Origin of the sequence: Maritalea mobilis (assembly GCF_004363175.1) — a bacterium.
Taxonomy (GTDB): Bacteria; Pseudomonadota; Alphaproteobacteria; order Rhizobiales; family Devosiaceae; genus Maritalea; species Maritalea mobilis.
The window spans coordinates 420,961-440,773 of the sequence record NZ_SNYR01000003.1 but is presented as its reverse complement, the minus strand read 5'-3'; the positions used below and the strand labels follow the sequence as shown (position 1 = coordinate 440,773).

At 52.3% G+C, this 19,813-nt stretch carries 21 protein-coding genes; 12 read left to right on the top strand and 9 right to left on the bottom strand.

Going from position 1 to position 19,813, the window contains the following annotated elements; genetic code table 11:
• Positions 1–19: 19 nt before the first annotated feature.
• The 5 genes from recF to mutM form a co-directional block, all read right to left on the bottom strand.
• A complete protein-coding gene (gene recF, locus ATL17_RS14845) occupies positions 20–1,153 on the bottom strand; it encodes a DNA replication/repair protein RecF (RefSeq protein ID WP_133573594.1) in 1,134 nt (377 codons plus the stop codon).
• Between the two features lie 23 nt (positions 1,154–1,176).
• Positions 1,177–2,301, bottom strand: coding sequence for a DNA polymerase III subunit beta (dnaN, locus tag ATL17_RS14840; RefSeq protein WP_133573593.1), 1,125 nt, complete (start codon positions 2,299–2,301; stop codon positions 1,177–1,179).
• Between the two features lie 195 nt (positions 2,302–2,496).
• Complete coding sequence (gene dnaA, locus ATL17_RS14835; protein ID WP_133573865.1) at positions 2,497–3,933, bottom strand: chromosomal replication initiator protein DnaA; 1,437 nt, start codon at positions 3,931–3,933, stop codon at positions 2,497–2,499.
• Between the two features lie 903 nt (positions 3,934–4,836).
• Positions 4,837–5,103 carry a 30S ribosomal protein S20 gene (gene rpsT / locus ATL17_RS14830; RefSeq protein ID WP_133573592.1) on the bottom strand — a complete coding sequence of 89 codons (267 nt, stop codon included), beginning with the start codon at positions 5,101–5,103 and terminating at the stop codon, positions 4,837–4,839.
• Between the two features lie 187 nt (positions 5,104–5,290).
• Entirely contained in the window at positions 5,291–6,172 is an 882-nt protein-coding gene (mutM, locus tag ATL17_RS14825; protein ID WP_133573591.1) for a bifunctional DNA-formamidopyrimidine glycosylase/DNA-(apurinic or apyrimidinic site) lyase, read from the bottom strand.
• Between the two features lie 144 nt (positions 6,173–6,316).
• Here mutM and ubiE point away from each other — a divergent pair, with 144 nt between their 5' ends.
• The 8 genes from ubiE (at position 6,317) to ATL17_RS14785 (ending at position 13,308) form a co-directional block, all read left to right on the top strand.
• Positions 6,317–7,084: a bifunctional demethylmenaquinone methyltransferase/2-methoxy-6-polyprenyl-1,4-benzoquinol methylase UbiE gene (ubiE, locus tag ATL17_RS14820; protein WP_133573590.1), complete on the top strand. Its 768-nt coding sequence runs from the start codon at positions 6,317–6,319 to the stop codon at positions 7,082–7,084.
• 11 nt (positions 7,085–7,095) lie between these two features.
• Positions 7,096–8,619 carry a 2-polyprenylphenol 6-hydroxylase gene (gene ubiB, locus ATL17_RS14815; RefSeq protein WP_133573589.1) on the top strand — a complete coding sequence of 508 codons (1,524 nt, stop codon included), beginning with the start codon at positions 7,096–7,098 and terminating at the stop codon, positions 8,617–8,619.
• 16 nt (positions 8,620–8,635) lie between these two features.
• Entirely contained in the window at positions 8,636–9,847 is a 1,212-nt protein-coding gene (gene coaBC, locus ATL17_RS14810; protein WP_133573588.1) for a bifunctional phosphopantothenoylcysteine decarboxylase/phosphopantothenate--cysteine ligase CoaBC, read from the top strand.
• Positions 9,844–10,302, top strand: a complete 459-nt coding sequence (dut, locus tag ATL17_RS14805; protein ID WP_133573587.1) for a dUTP diphosphatase — start codon at positions 9,844–9,846, stop codon at positions 10,300–10,302. Before coaBC ends, dut begins: the two co-directional genes overlap by 4 nt.
• A 28-nt stretch (positions 10,303–10,330) precedes the next feature.
• A complete protein-coding gene (locus ATL17_RS14800; protein WP_133573586.1) occupies positions 10,331–11,065 on the top strand; it encodes a DUF2259 domain-containing protein in 735 nt (244 codons plus the stop codon).
• A gap of 3 nt (positions 11,066–11,068) precedes the next feature.
• Positions 11,069–11,809, top strand: coding sequence for a molybdopterin-synthase adenylyltransferase MoeB (moeB, locus tag ATL17_RS14795; RefSeq protein ID WP_133573585.1), 741 nt, complete (start codon positions 11,069–11,071; stop codon positions 11,807–11,809).
• 31 nt (positions 11,810–11,840) lie between these two features.
• Complete coding sequence (locus ATL17_RS14790; RefSeq protein ID WP_133573584.1) at positions 11,841–12,794, top strand: Gfo/Idh/MocA family protein; 954 nt, start codon at positions 11,841–11,843, stop codon at positions 12,792–12,794.
• A 100-nt stretch (positions 12,795–12,894) separates the two neighbouring features.
• On the top strand, positions 12,895–13,308 hold the full coding sequence (locus ATL17_RS14785; RefSeq protein WP_133573583.1) for a VOC family protein: 414 nt from the start codon (positions 12,895–12,897) through the stop codon (positions 13,306–13,308).
• Between the two features lie 26 nt (positions 13,309–13,334).
• Here ATL17_RS14785 and ATL17_RS14780 read toward each other — a convergent pair whose 3' ends face one another.
• From ATL17_RS14780 to fabA, 3 genes are all read right to left on the bottom strand, one after another.
• The gene (locus ATL17_RS14780; RefSeq protein WP_133573582.1) at positions 13,335–14,066 is read right to left on the bottom strand and encodes a metallophosphoesterase family protein; all 732 of its coding nucleotides are present in this window, start codon (positions 14,064–14,066) and stop codon (positions 13,335–13,337) included.
• Positions 14,067–14,280: 214 nt separating this feature from the next.
• Positions 14,281–15,507, bottom strand: coding sequence for a beta-ketoacyl-ACP synthase I (gene fabB, locus ATL17_RS14775; protein ID WP_133573581.1), 1,227 nt, complete (start codon positions 15,505–15,507; stop codon positions 14,281–14,283).
• Positions 15,508–15,543: 36 nt separating this feature from the next.
• Positions 15,544–16,056, bottom strand: coding sequence for a bifunctional 3-hydroxydecanoyl-ACP dehydratase/trans-2-decenoyl-ACP isomerase (fabA, locus tag ATL17_RS14770; RefSeq protein ID WP_133573580.1), 513 nt, complete (start codon positions 16,054–16,056; stop codon positions 15,544–15,546).
• Between the two features lie 283 nt (positions 16,057–16,339).
• Between fabA and ATL17_RS14765 the strand changes: the two genes are divergently transcribed.
• Both ATL17_RS14765 and irrA read left to right on the top strand, forming a co-directional pair.
• On the top strand, positions 16,340–17,137 hold the full coding sequence (locus tag ATL17_RS14765; RefSeq protein WP_208111222.1) for a PhzF family phenazine biosynthesis protein: 798 nt from the start codon (positions 16,340–16,342) through the stop codon (positions 17,135–17,137).
• 124 nt (positions 17,138–17,261) lie between these two features.
• On the top strand, positions 17,262–17,708 hold the full coding sequence (irrA, locus tag ATL17_RS14760) for an iron response transcriptional regulator IrrA (protein ID WP_133573578.1): 447 nt from the start codon (positions 17,262–17,264) through the stop codon (positions 17,706–17,708).
• 12 nt (positions 17,709–17,720) lie between these two features.
• Here the strand turns inward: irrA and ATL17_RS14755 are convergent, their stop codons facing one another.
• Positions 17,721–18,293 (bottom strand): SH3 domain-containing protein, encoded by a 573-nt coding sequence (locus ATL17_RS14755; protein ID WP_133573577.1) that lies wholly within the window; start codon positions 18,291–18,293, stop codon positions 17,721–17,723.
• Positions 18,294–18,439: 146 nt separating this feature from the next.
• Here ATL17_RS14755 and ATL17_RS14750 point away from each other — a divergent pair, with 146 nt between their 5' ends.
• Positions 18,440–19,441: a 2-hydroxyacid dehydrogenase gene (locus tag ATL17_RS14750; RefSeq protein WP_133573576.1), complete on the top strand. Its 1,002-nt coding sequence runs from the start codon at positions 18,440–18,442 to the stop codon at positions 19,439–19,441.
• Positions 19,442–19,445: 4 nt separating this feature from the next.
• A complete protein-coding gene (locus tag ATL17_RS14745; protein ID WP_133573575.1) occupies positions 19,446–19,808 on the top strand; it encodes a hypothetical protein in 363 nt (120 codons plus the stop codon).
• The last annotated feature ends 5 nt before the right edge of the window (positions 19,809–19,813 follow it).

The following is a 19,813-nucleotide window of genomic DNA, read 5'->3' as shown; positions in this document are numbered from 1 at the left end:
TTGTCATAAAATTATGATGCTAAAGCGCCAATTGAGCGTCTTTTACCGCGATGAACTGGGCCTCGTCGCCCAAGGCTTCAAACAGCATTTTGTCGGTGCCCGTCATCCAACATTGGGTGCCCAATGCGTTGAGAATCTCAAACAAGGCCGCGCGACGCGACGGGTCCAAATGCGCAGCGATCTCATCCAGCAATAAGAGCGGCGAGATATGGGTGATCTGGCGCACCAGCTCGGCCTGCGCCAAGATAAGGCCGATGAGCAAGGCTTTTTGCTCGCCCGTGGAGCAAAGCCCGGCTGGCATTTGCTTATCGACGTGCGTGACCTGCATATCCGTGCGATGCGGCCCCAAGGTGGTGCGGCCAGCACCGCGATCAATTTGGCGGCGATTGCGCCATAAATCAGTCAGGAAGCTCTCTAAGGCACTCGAGGAGACAAACTCCTCCTGCAATTCATCTTGCGCTGCAAGGGCCACATAAGCCGCAGGAAACGGCGCATTGCCGCGTGTTTTATCCAGCAATTGGTTGAGATGGGTGATCATATCCACCCGCGCAAAGTGCATTGCCGCTGCATGGGTGGCCATTTGCGCTTCAATCGCGCTCATCCAGCCGGGGTCAAAATCTGTTTCCAGCAGCTTATTGCGCTGGCGCATGGCCTTTTCAAAAGCATTGGCCTCTGCCCCATGGCTGGGGATGAGGGTCATCACCAATCGGTCAAAGAAGCGGCGGCGATCGCCTGCGGGCCCGGTGAACAAGCCATCCAGCGCTGGAGTCAGCCAAAGAATGCGGGCATATTCGCCCAATTCCTCGACGGATTTGGCGGCGCTGCCATTGATCCGCACCCGGCGGCCCGTTTGCACGCCTTGATCTAGCCCGGTGCCCATATCGACAGGCCCCATTGGCGTTTCAAGGCTAGCGGCCACGGCCCAGCCGGTTTCGCTGGTGTGCAGGGCCAACTGCTCAAAGGCAGCACGGCGCAAGCCACGCCCTGGCCCAAGCAAAGAAATTGCTTCTAATAGATTGGTTTTGCCCGCCCCGTTTGGCCCCGTCAGCACCACATGGCGCGCGTCAGGGTCCAAAGCCGCACTTGCATAATTGCGGAAATTGGTGAGCCGCAATCTGGAAATATAATGGGTGGGCAGTTCTCTATGTGCCATGGATGGCCTGCCCTTTTATCCCGCTATACCCGCATTGGCATCAAAATATAAAGCGCCCGGTCGGATTCATCTTCTGACAAAACAATGGTTGGTGAACCGCTGTCCGAGAACATGAAGATGGCCTGCTCTGAATGCACCTGCTCGATAATGTCGAGCAAGTAACGGGCATTAAAGCCGATTTCAAAGCCTTCATGCTCAAATTCGATGGGCAATTCTTCACGCGCCGTGCCGTGGTCTGGGTTGGTCACGCTCAGCTCCAACAAGCCTTCACTTAGGCCAAGTTTCACGGCCTTGCCGCCCCGGTCTGATGCGATGGTGGACACACGGTCAACCGCTTGTTTCAGCGCGTTGCGATCAACCGCCAAGCGTTTGTCATTGTCCTTCGGAATCACACCTTCATAATTCGGGTATGTGCCTTCGATTAGTTTTGACAACAGCACCACACCGCCCAATTCAAAGCGGATTTTGCTGTCTGAAAGTTCGATCACCACATCCTGATCATCATCGCCCAGAAGCTTTTGCACTTCGGCAACTGTTTTGCGGGGCACGATGATAGATGGCATGCCTTCAGAACCCTGTGGCGCTGCGGTTTCAGCGCGCGCCAAACGGTGACCATCTGTGGCAACAGCGCGCAAGATCACGCCACTATCGTCGCTCATGGTGTGGAAGAAAATACCATTGAGGTAATAGCGGGTTTCTTCCGTAGAAATAGCGAACTGGGTGCAATCGATCAGATTTTTCAGCGCACCAGCTTTCAAGGTGAATTTGTGGCTAAAATCGCCAGACTTCAGGTCTGGGAAGCCGTCGGGCGCCAAGCAGGTCAGATTAAAGTTTGAGCGGCCAGAGGTGATGGTCATTTGCTCATTGGTGCCATCTGTTTCCAGATTAACTTCTGCACCGTCTGAAAGCTTGCGCACAATCTCATACAGCGTATGGGCTGGAACTGTGGTGGTGCCAGCAACACCCACCATGGCGGGCACGCTTTCAGTGATTTCAATATCCAAATCGGTTGCCCGCAATTCAAGCTGCCCATCATGAGCATTGATCAACACGTTGGACAGGATGGGGTATGTGGTCCGCCGCTCAACAACACGGTGAACATGGCCCAAAGATTTGAGCAAATGGTTGCGCTCCAAAGTGACCTTCATCTGACGTCTCCCATGCTGCCATCGTGATTTATCGATGGCGCTTATCATTGATCTATTCGGGGTTGCGAAACTGGCTTTTTCTGGCGCAAAAGGCAAGACCTAACTCGCGCAAAACCCGCAATAACAACAGAAAACGGCGCATCTTTTGTCAAGATGCACCGTTTTACCCTCCCCCGAGAATTTTTTCTCGCGTTTCTACTCTTCGATCATGCGCTTAAGCAGTTCAACTTCTTGCGCAAATCCGGTGTCCCCGCCCATCAATTGCTCCACTTTACGCACAGCGTGCAACACGGTGGTGTGGTCGCGATTGCCGAAGCGACGGCCAATCTCTGGCAATGAGCGCGAGGTCAACACTTTTGATAGATACATCGCGATCTGACGTGGGCGTACCACAGAGCGTGAGCGACGTGAGGACAACAGATCCGGCTTAGACACTTTAAAGTGCTTGGCCACTGTTGTTTGGATCTCATCAATCTTCACCCGGCGTGTATCACGTGTGCGCAGCAGATCGTGCAGTGCTTTTTCAGCCAGCTCGATGGTGATCGGTTCTTCCGTCAATTGGTTGGCGGCCACCAAGCGGTTCACCGCGCCATCCAAATCTCGGCCATGCGACAGCACATTGCGGGCAACATAATCCAACACAGGCGCTGGGATATGCAAACCTGGGAATTTAGCTGCGGCTTGCTCAGCCCGCTTTTCCACGATGGCCCGACGCAACTCTTCATCCAAAGGCTGGATCGGCACCACAAGACCACCAGACAGGCGCGACCGCAAGCGATCATCCAACATGTCCAAATCCCGTGGAGGCGCATCGCCCGCCACAACAACTTGCTTGGCACCAGTGAGCAAGGCGCTCAAGGCTTGACCCAATTCAGTAACAGATTTGCCTTGAAGGAATTGCATATCATCGATGAGCAACACATCGATTGAGCGGAGCCATTCTTTAAAAGCAATTGCGCTTTGGCGCTGTACCGCTGTGATGAAGTGATACATGAAATGGTCGGCAGTGAGATAAACAATATTGCGGTTCTTGTCGCCTGCACCTGCTGCCCACGCAATGGCGTTCAGCAAGTGGGATTTACCCAAGCCAACAGAAGAATGGATATAAACCGGGTTAAAGGCGGCAGTGCCTTGCGCAGCAGCTTGCGCCACCTGCTTGGCTGCGGCCAAAGCCATTTCGTTGGCAGAGCCGGTCACAAAGCTATCAAAAGTGAGTTTTGGGTCCAGCGCAGAGCCTGAAAGCGCGTCGCCCGCTTTAATGCGTGCATTGTGCTGAGCGCCGGTGCGCAAACCTTGCGCCGTAGTGGTTTTCGCCTCTGGCTTCGCAGTCTCTGGTGTGCTGTTTTGCTGAATTGTGGCCCGCGGCTTGCCATTCACACGTACGGTGAGGTGCAATTGGCTAACTTGATCTGTTTCTGATGTAAATGACTCTAAAATACGATCTTGATAGTTTGATGTAATCCATGAGCTTAAAAAGCGGGTTGGAACGGACAGGTGCGCGATGCCATCGCAAATCTCTTCCAATTCCATTGACGCGAACCAAGATGAAAAAACATCTTCACCCACGCTTGCCCAAAGTCTTTTCTTAACACGCTCCCAAATCTTAGACTGATCCGCCCCCAAATCTGCCATTAGCTCTCCACCCATTTGTTGTGATTGATTGGTCGCAACGTCTTGTTGTTCTGTTTCTTGTCCGAAGTCGCGCGCCAAAAGCGTTGTGTGGTTCATTATGTGCCTCTGTTTGCCCAAATCTCACCCGTCTCCAACCCCGCAAAGTTGGCCGCACGACGGGTTTTCTTGCCCCGTAAACATAGCAATATCGATCGCTGAAATATTCAACGTTGAGAATTGCCGGTTTATTTTAAAGTTTAGCGATAATCGCCAGAATGTTTTCTATTGAAACTCACAAGACCTGGTGAGCTAAGAAAAGAATGATGCGAGTTCTTTACATATATTACGAAACTCGAGCCCAACACGCTCGTTTTTCTTGTGTCGCATCACAATGCCCCCGGTTAGAATAATATGTGGCAATTTTTTACTCACATATCATCAGTCTTCGTTCCAACGAGGATCATATTAGCCTTGAAAATTGTGGGTTTCAACCGTGGAATCTCGCAAAATGGGGATTGACTCTTTGTTCAAAATTGCGGTTGAGCAAGGGTGAGTCTGACCCCTTCTTTTTAAGGCGTTGACTCTTCTTACAAATTCAAAAATCAAGCCCTAAAATGACGTTAATAAAAAATTTACTTTTTCTGATTTTTCCGCTGATTTGGGGTCATTATTTTGCGTTTCGGCGTAAGCAGACCCCACATTAACCCTTTGAAATTTATTATTTTTTCGCTGCACATATCAGTTAGATGACAAAATTTTAAATAGATTCAATGGTTTGGGCTTTTCGATTCCACTTGGCGAAAATTAGCTGCCAATAGGTTGAACCAAAATTTGTCTGAGAGCGCAAAAAATGCACGCAAAAAGCCCTTCTTCGATTTCTCAAAGAAGGGCTTTCAAATTTGAAATGTCTTGGGTGTTTATGCCTTAAGCAGAAACAGCCTTAACACGTGACGCCAAGCGCGAGATTTTGCGAGCAGCCATGTTCTTATGAACGACGCCTTTAGTTGCGGCGCGCATAATTTCAGGCTGAGCAGCTTGCAATGCCTGTTTCGCAGCAGCACCATCGCCAGAAGCAATTGCTTCTTCTACTTTGCGGATGAATGTGCGCATGCGCGAACGGCGTGCTTTGTTGACCTCGGTCTTACGCTCAATCTTGCGTACAGCCTTTTTTGCTGACGGAGTATTTGCCATGCTTTTCCTCGTTATGCGTTTTCGGCTCAAATGATCGTTCATTCCAACCGAAATAAAAGCGGCGGCACAGCTGCCGCCAAAATTTCGTTGGCGCGTTATAGAGCGCCTAAGTGATCACGTCAATATCAAAATACGCCAAAAGGCGTGGCCTCAGGGCAACATTGCCCCGCTTTCGCCGCGCCTGATGCTAGCTTTGACAAGTGGGGCACACAAAGGTGGAGCGACCAGAGAGTACCCGGCGCTCAATAAGTGAGCCGCAGCCTTCATTAGCACAGACTTCTCCCTCGCGGCCATAGACTTTAAATTGGTGCTGAAAATAGCCCAGATCGCCCTGCGCATTTTTGAAGTCTTTTAAGGTGGAACCGCCCGCCTCAATGGCCACCAGCAGGGTCCGCTTGATGGCTTGGGTCAACCCATCGAGTAAGGCAGGCTCTTTCTTATGGGCATCGGCCAAGGCCGCCATTGGCTTAAAGGGATCAATGCCCATTTCAAACAGCGCCTCACACACATAGATATTGCCGAGACCAGCCACGATACGCTGATCCAGCAGCCCGGTTTTCACCGGGCTTCTTTTCCCGGCAAAGCGCATTGCCAAATGCTCGGCACTAAACTGATTAGACAGTGGCTCGGGCCCGAGATGGTCCAAATGCTTATTGGGCGCCCCATCGGCGATTAAATCCATATAGCCGAAGCGACGCGGGTCATTATAGATCAGCTCAACCTCCCCTTGGGTCGGATGGGTTAGGCGCATGGTCACATGGTCATGTTTGGGCGACAATTTTTGCTTATGCACCCGCGCCTCCGCATCAGGCACATATTGACCGACTTTGAAGCTGCCACTCATGCCGAGATGGGCCAGCAGATTTTCCCTTGAGCTCAGTTCTACCACCAAATATTTGGCGCGCCGCCCCACATGCTGAATGGTTTGGCCCTCAAGCCGTTTCACCATATTGTCGGGAAAAGGGAAGCGCAGGTCTGGCCGATTAAGTTTCACTTCATTGATGGTGGCACCGGTTAGAAAAGGTTCGAGACCGCTTCTTACTGTTTCAACCTCGGGCAATTCGGGCATAGGCTTTATCCATATTCAATGAGGCATCCAAATGGTTTACCTCTTTTTACCTGCGTCAATCCATTGCACCCATATCTTGGTCTGTTTTGTTGGAAATCCAAAACCTCTTGGGATATGGTGCGGCGAAATTGAAGGAATATCTAAATGACTGACGCACAACAAACCACACATTTCGGTGAACGCGAAGTGCCTTTGGGCGAAAAGCAAGGGCTTGTGAATGATGTGTTTCACAAGGTGGCCGACCGCTATGATCTGATGAATGACATGATGAGCGGCGGCATGCACCGGGTGTGGAAGGATGCGTTTGTGGCCAAGCTGGCGCCACCAAAATCTGGCAATGATCATTATCATGTGCTCGATATGGCGGGCGGCACGGGCGATATTGCCCAGCGCATTATGTCTGCTTCACACGGCAATGCAAGCGTCACTGTGTCAGACATTAATAGCGATATGTTGCGCGTGGGCGCGGAACGGGCGAAGAAATGGCGCTATCAGGATGGCGTTGATTTTGTGGAAGCCAATGCGGAAGAGCTGCCGTTTGAAGACAAGAAGTTCGATGCCTATACCATCGCCTTCGGCATTCGCAATGTGCCGCAGATTGATCGGGCCTTGCGCGAAGCCTATCGGGTGTTGAAACGCGGCGGTCGCTTGATGGTGCTTGAATTTTCAACCGTAGATGTGCCGGGGCTTGATAAGGTTTATGACCTTTTCTCTGATCATCTGATCCCGCCCATGGGCAAGATGGTGACAGGCGATGGCGACCCGTACCAATATTTGGTGGAGAGCATTCGCAAATTTCCAAAGCCAGAGCCGTTTGCGCAAATGATCCGCGAAGCCGGGTTTGAAAATGTGAGCTACACGCCGCTCACCGGCAACATCGCCACCATTCATTCTGCTTGGAAAATTAGATAGGCACCGCATCTATGAGCATTTCAGCCTATTTTCGCTTGGTTCGCGCTGGCTATGTTTTGGCCCGCGAAGGTGCGCTTTCCGTCACAGAAGGGCAAGGTATTAAAGGCCCGGCGGCCCGCGCGATCAAATTGGCACGGCTGATTGAACGGCGCTCTGTGCGCAAGACCGGGCGGGTAGAGCGCCTGTCAAAAGCGTTGCAAAAACTCGGCCCGACCTATGTGAAATTGGGGCAAATGCTGGCCACACGGCCCGACATTGTGGGCGCCCATGTGTCTGGCGACCTGCAAGGGCTGCAGGATCAAATGCCGCCCTTTGACCAAAAGCTGGTGCCGCAGATTTTAAAGTCTGCGCTAGGCAGTGCGGCGGATAGGCTGGACAAGGTTTCTAACCCCATTGCCGCCGCTTCCATTGCACAGGTGCATGAGGCCTATATTGATGGGCAAAAGGTTGCCGTTAAATTGTTGCGGCCCGATATTGAAGAGCGTTTTTATAAAGACCTTGCCTCTATGCGTGCCGCGGCCAGCTTGGCGGAACGGTTTGTGCCGAAGTCGCGGCGTTTGCGCCCGCTTGATGTGATCAAGACCTTGGAGCGTTCTGCATTTTTAGAGATGGATTTGCGGCTGGAAGCGGCGGCCATTTCGGAAATGAATGAGAACATCGCCGACGATCCGGGCTTTGAAATTCCAACTGTTGTTTGGCCGCAAACCTCGAAAGAAGTGATGGTCACCTCTTGGATGGATGGCATTCCCATCCGCGATCATGCCAAAATCGACTCTGCCGGGCTGGACCGCAAAAAGATCGCCAAAGATTTGCTACAAAGCTTTTTGCGCCATGCGATCCGCGACGGTTTTTTCCACGCGGATATGCACCCGGGCAATCTGTTTGTGGCCCCCAATGATGGCACTGTGCGGGCGGTTGACTTCGGCATTATGGGGCGTATTGGGCCGGAGGAGCAGAAATTTCTCGCGGAAATTCTTTATGGCTTTATCACCCGCAATTATCAGCGCATTGCGCAATTGCATTTTGATATTGGCTATGTGCCGAAAGATCAGTCTGTTGATGATTTTGCCCAGGCGCTGCGCGCCATTGGCGAACCGCTGGTAGGCCGTTCTGCTGATGAAATTTCCATGGCAAAAGTGCTCACCCAATTGATGGATGTGACCGAGCTGTTCAATATGCAAACTCGCACTGAACTGGTGATGTTGCAAAAAAATATGGTGCTGGTGGAGGGCGTGGCCCGTTCGCTTGACCCAGAGTTGAACATGTGGACCACAGCAGAGCCAATCGTTTCGGAATGGGTGAAGCGCAAGGTGGGGCCGGAAGGGATCATCAAAGATGCAATTGCCACAGGTAACGAGTTCTTGCTGGCGGCGAAAAAACTGCCAGACCTGCTGAACCGCTATGAAAAAATGCTGGAAGATGCAGAGCAGCAAAAGCAAAACACGCCGTTTTTCATGAAGCGATGGTTTGCCGCCCTTAGCACAATTTTGATGGTTTTGGTTGCCGCAGCGGCGTTGAAAACCCTATTGTTCTAAAAACGAGGGAACATCTATGCTTGAAGGCCGCAAAATCTTATTGATCATCACCGGGGGCATTGCCGCCTTTAAGGCGATTGATGTGATGCGTTTGATCCGCAAAGCAGGTGGAGAGGTGCAGCCTTTGATGACGGCCGCGGCGCAGAATTTCGTGACGCCGATGACCGCCAGCACCGTTTCAGGCAAGCCGACCCTAACCGAATTGTTTGACCTCAGCCGCGAAGCTGAGATCAACCATATTGAACTGGTGCGCGACGCGGATTTGATTGTGGTGGCCCCGGCGACTGGTAATTTTATGGCCAAGATGGCCCACGGCATTGCCGACGACTTAGCATCCACAGCGATTTTGGCGCGAGATAAGGATGTGATCGTCGTCCCCGCGATGAATGTGCGCATGTGGGAATCGGCGGCAACCCAGCGCAATTATCGCCAATTGCTAGCTGATGGCATGCAATTTCTGGGGCCGGTTGAAGGCAGCATGGCCTGTGGTGAATTTGGCCCAGGCCGATTGGCGGAACCGCCAGAAATTTTTGACGCAATCTGCGCCTATTTTGACAAAGGCCAAAGCCTTAAGGGCAAGCATTTTATCGTCACCTCCGGCGGCACACGTGAGCCGATTGATCCGGTGCGGTTTATCTCCAACGCCTCCTCCGGCAAGCAGGGCACGGCTATCGCTCAAAGTCTTTTAGACCGTGGCGCGAAGGTGAGCTTTATTTATGGCGCATCAGATGTGCCGCCGCCCGTGGGCGCGAATGCGATTACCATTGGCAGCGCGCAAGATATGTATGATGCGGTGCATCAAGCCTTGCCGGCTGATGGGGCGATTTTCTGCGCCGCCGTAGCCGACTGGCGGCCAGCGCAAGCGGGTGCCGAAAAGATCAAAAAAACACCCGGCGAAACGGCTGCGCCCAGCATTCAGATGGTGCTCAACCCGGATATCTTAAAGTCTGTTGCCCAGTTGGACGCAGCGACACGTCCTCAATTGGTGGTGGGCTTTGCGGCGGAAACCGAAAAGCTGGTTGAACATGCCCGCGCCAAGAGGCAACGCAAAGGCTGCGATTGGCTGTTGGCCAATGATGTGAGCCCTGAGATGGGCACATTTGGCGGTGACCAGAACAAGATTATATTCTTCCGCTCAGATGAGCCGCAAGAATGGGACAAGATGAGCAAAAAAGGCGTGGCTGAAAAGCTGGCAGACCTTATTGCAAAAGAATTTAAGGGAGCATGATGGTCGAGGTTCAGTTTAAAGTTTTGCCCCATGGCGAAGGGCTTGAGGCACCGCAGCAGGCGACATCTGGCGCGGCGGGCTTAGACCTGCGCGCAGCGGTGCCTGAGAATGAACCTATGATTATTGAACCGGGCGAATTTAACATGGTTCCGGCTGGCCTCTCCATCGCGTTGCCCGATGGCTATGAGGCACAAGTTCGGCCCCGCTCTGGCCTTGCAGCCAAGTTTGGCGTGACCGTTCTCAACAGCCCCGGCACGGTGGATGCCGATTATCGCGGCGAGCTAAAAGTCATCTTGATCAATCATGGGAAAGCGCCCTTCACCATCAATCGCGGTGACCGCATTGCGCAGATGGTGATTGCGCCGGTTGAAAAAGTGGTCATGATAAAGACAGAATCTCTGTCTAGCACTGATCGAGGTGCGGGCGGGTTTGGTTCAACTGGGGTGTCGTCATAGGCGGCACGCTTTGCAAAGAGGTGCTCGAATGACCTTGTCTACTCCACTTTCTCGCCTTGCGCTGGTCGCAACAATTTTCCTGACACTTATTTCCACCGCCCTTGCGGGTGATCGCGCCTTGCTGAATGCCATTGGCTATTCAGAAGATGGTCGCTATTTCGCCTTTGAAGAATTTGGCGTCCAGGATGGCTCCGGCTTTGCCTATTCAAATATCTATCTTATTGATATTGCAGAAGATAAATGGGTGGAAGGCTCACCTTATCGCGTGCGGTCAGAAGAGGAAATGACCCCGCTTCATGTGATCCGTGCGCAGGCCGCCAGCCAAGCATTTGCTGATCTGGAAGCCTATGGCATTGTCACCCCAGCAGATATGATCGCCTTCCAAGCAGATGGCGAGCCCGAAATTGATGAAACACGCATCGCCTTTAACGTGCCGGGCTTTATGGGTCCTGCACCGCGTGATCAAATGTATGAAATCGCCCTCGATATTTTTAAGGCCCCGTCTACAGAACCTTGTGTCGATTATATGGGCCAAGAGCCGATGGGTTTTGCGGTGAACTTGACCGATTTGGACGGCAATACGGACCGCATTTATGAAGATGGGCATATCCCAAAATCGCGCGGTTGCCCGATCACCTATCGCCCATCAGCGGTGTTTATGCCCTTCCAGTCTTATAGTCTTGACCATGCTGTGTTGCTGGTTTCAGTTTGGGCACACGGATTTGAGGGGCCGGATCGTCGCTTTATTGTGGTGCCGCTTTAATTTATGTCCTTAAGCGCTGAAGAAACCGCCCGCTATGCCCGCCATATTGTGTTGAAACGCATTGGCGGGGTTGGGCAACAGCGCCTTAAAGCAGCGAAAGTGCTGATCATTGGTGCTGGTGGTTTGGGCAGTCCTGCCCTTGCCTATCTGGCGGCGGCGGGCATTGGCACCATCGGCATCATCGATGATGACCATGTCTCGCTTTCCAATCTGCAGCGCCAGATTGTGCATCGCACATCAGATGAGGGAATCGCCAAGGTGGCTTCAGCGCAGCGCTTTGCTGCCGACCTCAACCCGCATATTACCGTGAACACTCATCAAATGCGCCTGACAGCTGACAACGGTGATGCGCTGATCAGCACCTACGATCTGGTGCTGGATGGCAGCGATAATTTTGCGACGCGCAAGCTGGTCGCGGATCTGTGCGCTCAGCACCAAAAACCGCTCGTCGCGGGGGCAGTCACCCTGTTTGATGGCAATCTGACGGTCTTTATGCCTTATCAGGATGATAATCCGTCGTTTGACGACCTCTATCCCGCAGCGCCAGAGAATGAAGCGCAATTTTCTTGCGAAGAAGTCGGCATATTGGGGCCAATTACTGGGGTTATTGGCAGTCTCCAAGCACTTGAAGCAATTAAGTTGATCACAAAGGTCGGCGCCCCTTTGGTGGGCGAGTTGCTGGTTTATGATGGGCTGAATGCCAGCACCAGCAAAATGAAATATCGACGCCGCGCCAAAGCTTGATTATCGTTGCCTCAAAAAAAGGGTAAGCGAGATGAGCAAAACAATCGCCGTAATCGGATTGGGCATTATGGGCCAACGCATGTTGCACGCGTTGAGCACTTATCCGGCATTTGAAGTGACCCACATGTGGGACCCGAGCGAAGCGGCACAACACGTCGCGCGAGACATTGCCCCCCACGCCAATATTCCCGCAACGGCTGAAGCCGCGATTGATGCGGTGGATTTGATTTATCTCGCCTGCCCACCAGCGCCACGACATGTATACGCCAAATATGCGGCTGACTTGGGCAAGCCTTTATTTTTGGAGAAACCGCTCGGTACGGATGTAGCCGCCAGCCGCGAATTGGTGCACCATTTAGAGGCGGCACAGCTGCCGACAGCAGTGAACTTCGTGCAGGCGACTGGCGCGGCGTTGGCGCATGTTCAATCTGCGGCAATATCCGGCGAGATGGGCGAACTTGCGGGCATCGATATATTCGTCTCCTACGCCCAATGGCCCCGCGCTTGGCAAGTAAAAGCCGATTGGCTGCGCTTTCGCGCCGAAGGCGGCATGACCCGGGAAGTGATTTCGCACTTTATGTTTTTTGCCGAACGAGTGATGGGGCGTGTGCAATTGGATTGGGCGCATGTCGACTATCCCGATGATGAGTTGTGCGAAACCAATTTGGCGGCACGGCTGACCAATGAGAAAGGCACAAAGCTCAATATTTTCGCCAGTGTCGGCGGCGCGCAACCTGACCGGCAGGAGATTTTCATCAAAGGCGAAAAGCAAAGCTTTTCCGTGCGGCAATTCAGCGAGCTATGGGTCACTGATGGCGAGGGCTTTACTCAAATTGTTGATCCGGGTGCCAATGCCCGCCTTGATGGCCTGCATGCGCAGCTCGACCATTTTGCACGCATGATTGAAGGCAAAGACCATCTTTTGGCCACGCCACAGGAAGCCTTGAGCGTGCAGGAAAAAATTGAAGCCATGTTGGCCAGCTAGCGCGCTAAGAAAAGCTCAACCAAATCAACAGGCTTTGCTTGACGGTTGGACCAAAAATCACAACAATCGCGCTTATTCTTTAAAAGATAGGTTGTCCCTTATGAAATCGATTTTCCACTTGGCCTATCACGTAACCGATCTCAACGTGGCCCGGTATTTTTATGGCGAAATTCTTGGTTGCCATGAAGGCCGCAGTGCCGAAAGTTGGGTTGATTTCGACTTTTTTGGCCATCAAATTTCACTGCATGTGGGCATGCCGTTTAAAACGGCGCGCACCGGCATTGTGGGCGACCACAAAGTGCCGATGCCGCATCTGGGTGTTATTCTTGAACATGGGGATTGGGAGAAATTGGCCGAACGCCTTAAGCGCGCCAATGTGGATTTTATCATCCCTCCACAAGTGCGGTTTGAGGGCGAACCGGGCGAACAATGGACCATGTTTTTCACTGATCCATGCGGCAACCCGATTGAAGTTAAAGGCTTCAAAAATATGGATGGCGTTTTTGCCAGCTAAGGATTAGGGCGCGGCTTCAGTCGCGCCTATTCTGCCTTAAGCGCTTCCCGACCGTTATCGGTCAAAACCCAGCTTTCTGATCCTTCAAATACGGCCGCTGTTAGGGGCTTGCCATAGCCTGCACCTGAATCAAGATTGACGCGGTTTCCATAATGTGTGGCTTCGGGCACTGTGGTGTGGCCATGCACAATTAGCCAATCATGTGGACGCGGGTCATCCAAAAAGCCCTCTCTGATCCACACCAAATCATCTTCTGTTTGCTGCTCTAGGGCCACGCCGGGGCGAATGCCTGCATGGACAAACAGCAACTCACCTGTGGTGAGCGTGAGGGGCAAATTGTTAATGAAGTCCAGATGGTGCTGTGGCACCGCCTCTTGCGCATCTTCATGCAATTGGAAAATACGTCGATCAATATCCGCATCAATGCCGTAAGACGCGAGGGTTTCCACGCCGCCAATGCGCTCATGAAACCAGTCATAACCTGGCTTTAGCCGATAATCGGTGCGCGGATAATCTTCCATAAACATGGAAAACATCCGGTCATGATTGCCCAAAATGCAATGCCAATTTTTGCCGGACTTTACCCCGTCGGCCAACAATTCGATCACGTCTTTGCTGTTGGGGCCACGATCCACATAATCACCTAGAAAGACAATCTTTGCATTTGACCCACCATCGCGTTCGATCTTGTCGAGCACTTTGTGTAGCTGCTCCAACTGGCCGTGAATATCGCCAATGGCGTAAACTGGGTCGGTCATGATTTTCCTCGAACTGATGGGCGTAACCGAAGGGTTGCCGCGTTGGCAAGAAAAAGGGGCCCGTTGGCCCCTTTATTATTTTCGCCGCCACCGGACACTTCGTGTCCGTCCCCGGCACCCGCGGCTTTTTTTCGCGCCGCCGTCGTTCGCTACGCTCACTACCCCGGCACCCCCGCCGATTGGTGCCTAGCGCAAGCGCAGCGCGATATGCAGATTATGCGTCCGGATGCTTGAAAATCAACGTTGCGTTGGTGCCGCCGAAGCCGAATGAGTTGGACATGACGCAGCCAATATTTTGATTATCACGACGCTCGCGCAAAATCGGCATATCTTCGAACTCTGGGTCGAGTTCAAAAATGTTGGCGCTTTCGCACAAGAAGCCTTCATTCATCATCATCACGGAATAGATTGATTCCTGTACCCCAACAGCACCCAAAGAGTGGCCGGTTAGAGATTTGGTGGCGGACAATGGCGGACATTTGTCTTCATTGCCAAACACCGCGCGAATCGCTTCAATTTCCTTGATGTCGCCAACTGGCGTGGAAGTGGCATGCGGGTTGATATAATCAATCGGGCAATTCACAGTTTCCAGCGCCATGCGCATGCAGCGCTCAGCCCCTTCGCCAGATGGCGCCACCATGTCATAGCCATCAGATGTGGCGCCGTAGCCCACAATTTCAGCCAGAATATTCGCGCCACGTGCTTTGGCGTGCTCATATTCTTCCAACACCATCACGCCTGCGCCGCCAGCGATGATGAAACCGTCACGGTTTTTATCATAAGCGCGGGAGGCCACTTCTGGCGTGTCGTTATATTTTGAGGTCATTGCGCCCAACGCGTCGAACATGTTGGACATTGACCATTCAAGATCTTCACTGCCGCCCGCAAAAACAATGTCTTGCTTGCCCATTTGGATCTGCTCATAGGCATTGCCGATGCAGTGCTTTGACGTCGCGCAAGCAGAGGTGATCGTGTAGTTCACACCCTTGATTTTAAACGCAGTGGCCAAAGTTGCAGAAGCTGTTGAACTCATAGCTTTAGGCACGGCCAATGGCCCAATGCGTTTCGGGCTCATTTTTTCGCGGGTAATGTCTGCCGCATTGATCAATGTTTCGGTTGAAGGACCGCCAGAGCCCATCACAATGCCTGTGCGTGGGTTGGAGATGTTTTCTTCTTCCAAACCGGCCTGCTCAATTGCTTCTTGCATGGCAATATAGTTCCATGCGGCGCCCCGTGCCATAAAGCGGGTTGTGCGGCGATCCAACACAGAAAACGGATCCAATGTTGGTTCCCCATGCACTTGGCTGCGGAAGCCATATTTCACATGGTTTTCTGCGCGGGTGATGCCCGGCTTTGCGTCGCGCAAGCTTTGCAAAACTTCTGCGCGGTTATTGCCGATGGAGGAAACAATCCCCATGCCTGTGATGACAACTCGTTTCATTTTGTCCTCTTACACTCTCGTGTGATGCGGTTAGGCCTATTGGTCTTCTAGGCCGATCAGGCCCACACGCAAATTTTCGGCTTTGTAAATGATTTCGCCGTCAGCTTTTACCCAGCCATTGGCAACGCCAAATGGCAAAGGCGCACGCATGTGCTTTTTAATATCAACATGATATTGCAGCAGCTTTTTGTCATTTGTGGCTTGGCCAACAAATTTAATAGAGCCGCCCAAAGCGCGGCCACGGCCCGGCGAACCTGACCATGAGAGGAAAAAGCCGATCATTTGCCACAGCGCATCAAGGCCCAAACAGCCTGGCATCACCGGATCGCCGATAAAGTGGCACTGATAGAACCAAAGGTCTGGGTTCAAATCCAACTCGGCAGTTACGCTACCTTTGCCAAATTCACCGCCATCGGAATCGATATTGGTGATGCGATCAAACATCAACATTGGCGGCGCTGGTAGCTTGGCGTCACCTTGCCCAGGCAGTTCGCCGCGTCCATGCAAAATCAAATCATCGTAACTAAACTGATGGGCGCGCTCTGTCATAAGCCCTTTTTCCCTTATTCTCATTTCGCGCAACACCTGCACGGCATTGCCAATTGTGTGTAACCCAAAAACAAACTTGATTGTCCAATAGCATTTTTGGGTCGTTGCGCAAAGTTATTGCATTTGATTAACCCATATAGGGCGCGGGAAGGAAGGCCAAGCCCAAACAGGCCAATTGCCCGGCTTTTTTACGCATTATTGCGTTGCCAGTCCCATTCTTCCTCGTCATCATGCGACCAATTTCTAATGGCGCTGTGGCTGAATTCACAAACAGGGAATCACTATGCAAATTTTTCAAGTTGATGCGTTCACCGATCAGTTGTTCAAGGGCAACCCTGCTGCGGTGATGGTGTTGGATGATTGGCTGGATGCCGAACTGATGCAGCGCATCGCCATGGAGAACAATCTTTCAGAAACCGCATTTGTGCGTAAACGCGAAGCAGAGGATGGCTGGGACATAAGATGGTTTACCCCAACCCATGAAGTCAGCTTTTGTGGCCACGCAACACTCGCCAGCGCACACATTCTACATAGTGAATATCAAGCGTCGATGCCGTTGAAGTTTCACGGTCAGGTTGGCGCATTGGGCGTGAGTTTGGCACAAGATGATGAGCGCGCGCCCAGCTATCGGCTGGATTTTCCCGTGGTGCGGTTTGAGGTCTTAGACGCGTTGCCGGACGAAATTGGGCCGAGTTTTGCGGCAACGCCGATCCGCATTTTCAAATCCTATGAGAATTATTTTGTGCAGCTTGAAGATGAAACCAGTGTACGCGGATTTGAGCCAGACTTGTTGGCGATGGCCAAGCTGGGCACCGAGGGTGTGGTGATTACCGCCAAAGGCGACAAGGTCGATTTCGTGTCGCGCTATTTTCTGCCCGGCGGCGGCATTGATGAAGACCCAGTGACCGGGTCTATCCACACAAGCCTTGTGCCCTTTTGGGCCGAGCAATTGGGCAAGACCGAATTAGACGCGGTTCAGGCCTCCAGCAGGGGTGGCAATTTGACCTGTCGATTGGTCGGCGACCGCGTCCATATAGTTGGATCTGCAACAACTTATTTGCGTGGCAGCCTGTCGCTTTAGGCTTTTAGGGGCGCAATGCACCGGATTTGTTGCAATATGGGTGTTAATCTTGTACATGGGATTTTGTTGAACCCCTTGTGGGACGCGCCTATAGTGCGCTTGAACCAAATTGGGATGAGTGTGAATGGACCAGTTGCAAAAATCTAGCTTTCGTCAGCCAAGTTCTCGGGGCCCGTGCTTAACCGCCGTGCTGCGAATGGCCGGCTTGCGCCCAACGCGGCAGCGTTTGGCCTTGGCAGATTTGATTTATGGCAATGGCCATCGCCATGTGAGCGCGGAAGCCTTGCACGCGGAAGCGGACCAAAGCGGTGTCGCCGTTTCTTTGGCCACGGTTTACAACACGTTGCGTCAATTTAAAGATGCGGGCCTGTTGCGCGAAGTGACTGTGGATGCGGCCCGCACCTATTTCGACACAGATACGTCTGACCACCACCATTTCTATATTGAAGATGAAGATCGCGTGATCGACATTCCTTCAAATGAGATTGTGATCCAAGGCCTTCCGGATGCACCGAAAGGCATGAAGATTTCACATGTGGATGTGGTGGTGCGGGTGCGCCGCGAAAACTAAACCGCTTTCGGCTTAGTCAAACTCTTCGTCAGCGTAAACGCCCCAGACAAATTGCTGTTCAACCCAGCCTTTGAAATTGATCGCGCTGGCATTTTCACCTTCTGGCTGAAAACGGCCTGACACTTCGCACCAGCTTTCAGCACATTCTTGCACATTCACCAACACTTTTGGCGCCAACTGCGCCCGCAATGGTGCGCCCCGATCTGCACGTGCGTAAAGCGGAATCGCTTGCGATTGTTCGTTCAGCCACGGGGCGATGATGCCGGTGCGGCGGCCTGACAAAAGGCTTTGATGTATCCAGCCTTCATCGCCATCCGAATCGCGCACTTTGCGCCAAGTATCAAATTCTTGAATAATCTCGACCGGCAGTCCGGACTGGGTGAAAATCCAAGCCACTTGATATTTTTGCCCGGGTCCATGGCGCACATTGATTTTGGCAGAGCCAAGAGACACAAAGCGCGGCAAAGGCAAGCCGGAAGGGCCTGTTTGCTGCGCGAAAGACGGGGTGACCACCAGCCATAGGGCGCAAAGCGCCAGCCAAAATGCTTTGAACTTGAAGCGGGATGGAACAGCAAAAAAACGCATCTCTATTTCATCTCTTGTTATTGGGACCAAGGCTCGATATTTTACCCCGCAAATAGGCAAAGACACCTTAATGTTAGGCTAAAACGTCACTCTTTTATGTGGTTCATTTCCCACCGAGTGCGCGTGTTCGGGTTGAAAGGGAATTTATGCCTCACACGAACGCCCGTGTAGTGGTTACGCGGCAATTGCCCATACAAGTTGAAGAGCGCATGGCCGCGTTGTTTCATGTGGCATTTAACACAGCAGATAAGGCCTTTACCACCCAACAATTGATTGAGGCGGCGCAAAATTGTGATGTTTTGGTTTCCACCATTACCGACAATTTAGACGCTGATGTGATCAACCAGTTGGGGGATCGTGTGCGCATGATTGCTCAATTTGGCAATGGGGTGGACAATGTTGACGTAAATGCCGCCGCCGCACGCAACATCACCGTCACCAACACGCCAAGCGTTTTAACCGATGACACAGCCGATATGACCATGGCGCTGATCCTCGCCGTGCCACGGCGGCTTGTTGAGGGCAGCCAAGTGCTGCTTAAAGATGGATCTTGGCCCGGCTGGTCCCCCAACTGGATGCTTGGCCGGCGTCTTTCTGGCAAAAAATTGGGTATTGTGGGGATGGGCCGCATTGGCACCGCCGTGGCCCGCCGCGCCAAAGCTTTTGGCTTGAACATTCACTATTATAGCCGCTCCAAGCGCCCAGAAAGCCTAGAAGATGAACTTGGCGCGACCTATTGGGATAATCTTGAGGAGATGTTGGCTGAGGTGGATATTGTGACCCTGCACACCCCCTCTACCAAAGCGACGCGACACCTGATCAATCGCGATAATATTGGCCGCATGAAGCCAGATGCGTTTCTGGTCAATTTGGCGCGGCCCAATCTGATCGATGAAGACGCTTTGATCAAAGCCATTCAAAGCGACCAGATCAGCGGCGCGGCTCTAGATGTTTTTGAGCATCATAAACCGATCAATCCCGAATTGCTGGAGCTGGCCCGGGCCAATAAAGTTGTGCTGACCGCCCATATGGGCTCAGCCACGCTGGAAAGCCGGATTGAAATGGGCGAAACCGTGCTTGTGAATATCCGCACATTTTTAGATGGTCACCAACCGCCACACCGGGTGTTGCCGGATCAAAAAGGATAATTCATTGGCCGACCCCACCATCAGCTACCCACCCGATTGCAACAATTCGCCAAAGAACCAATTGATGGTGGATTTTTGCCTCTTTATCTTAGGCGCGGGCCATCCCTCGCTTGGAGAAATTGTTGAAGCGGACGCGGTTTGGCAGCAGCAAGTGGATCATCTTGTGAAAGGCCACGACGATATTATCGCGGCGGCCAAGGCACGGGACCTGCCCAAAGATATTGAGATTTTCAACGTGGCCACCCACGGCAAAGTTGGCTTTGTGGATGGGGTTTGCCAAACTGAACAATCCCGGTTCGGCTTTTGCTTCAAAGTCGTATTCAAAAGCGCTGCAGCAAAGCGGGTCAGCAAAATCGTCAGCTATTGAACGCA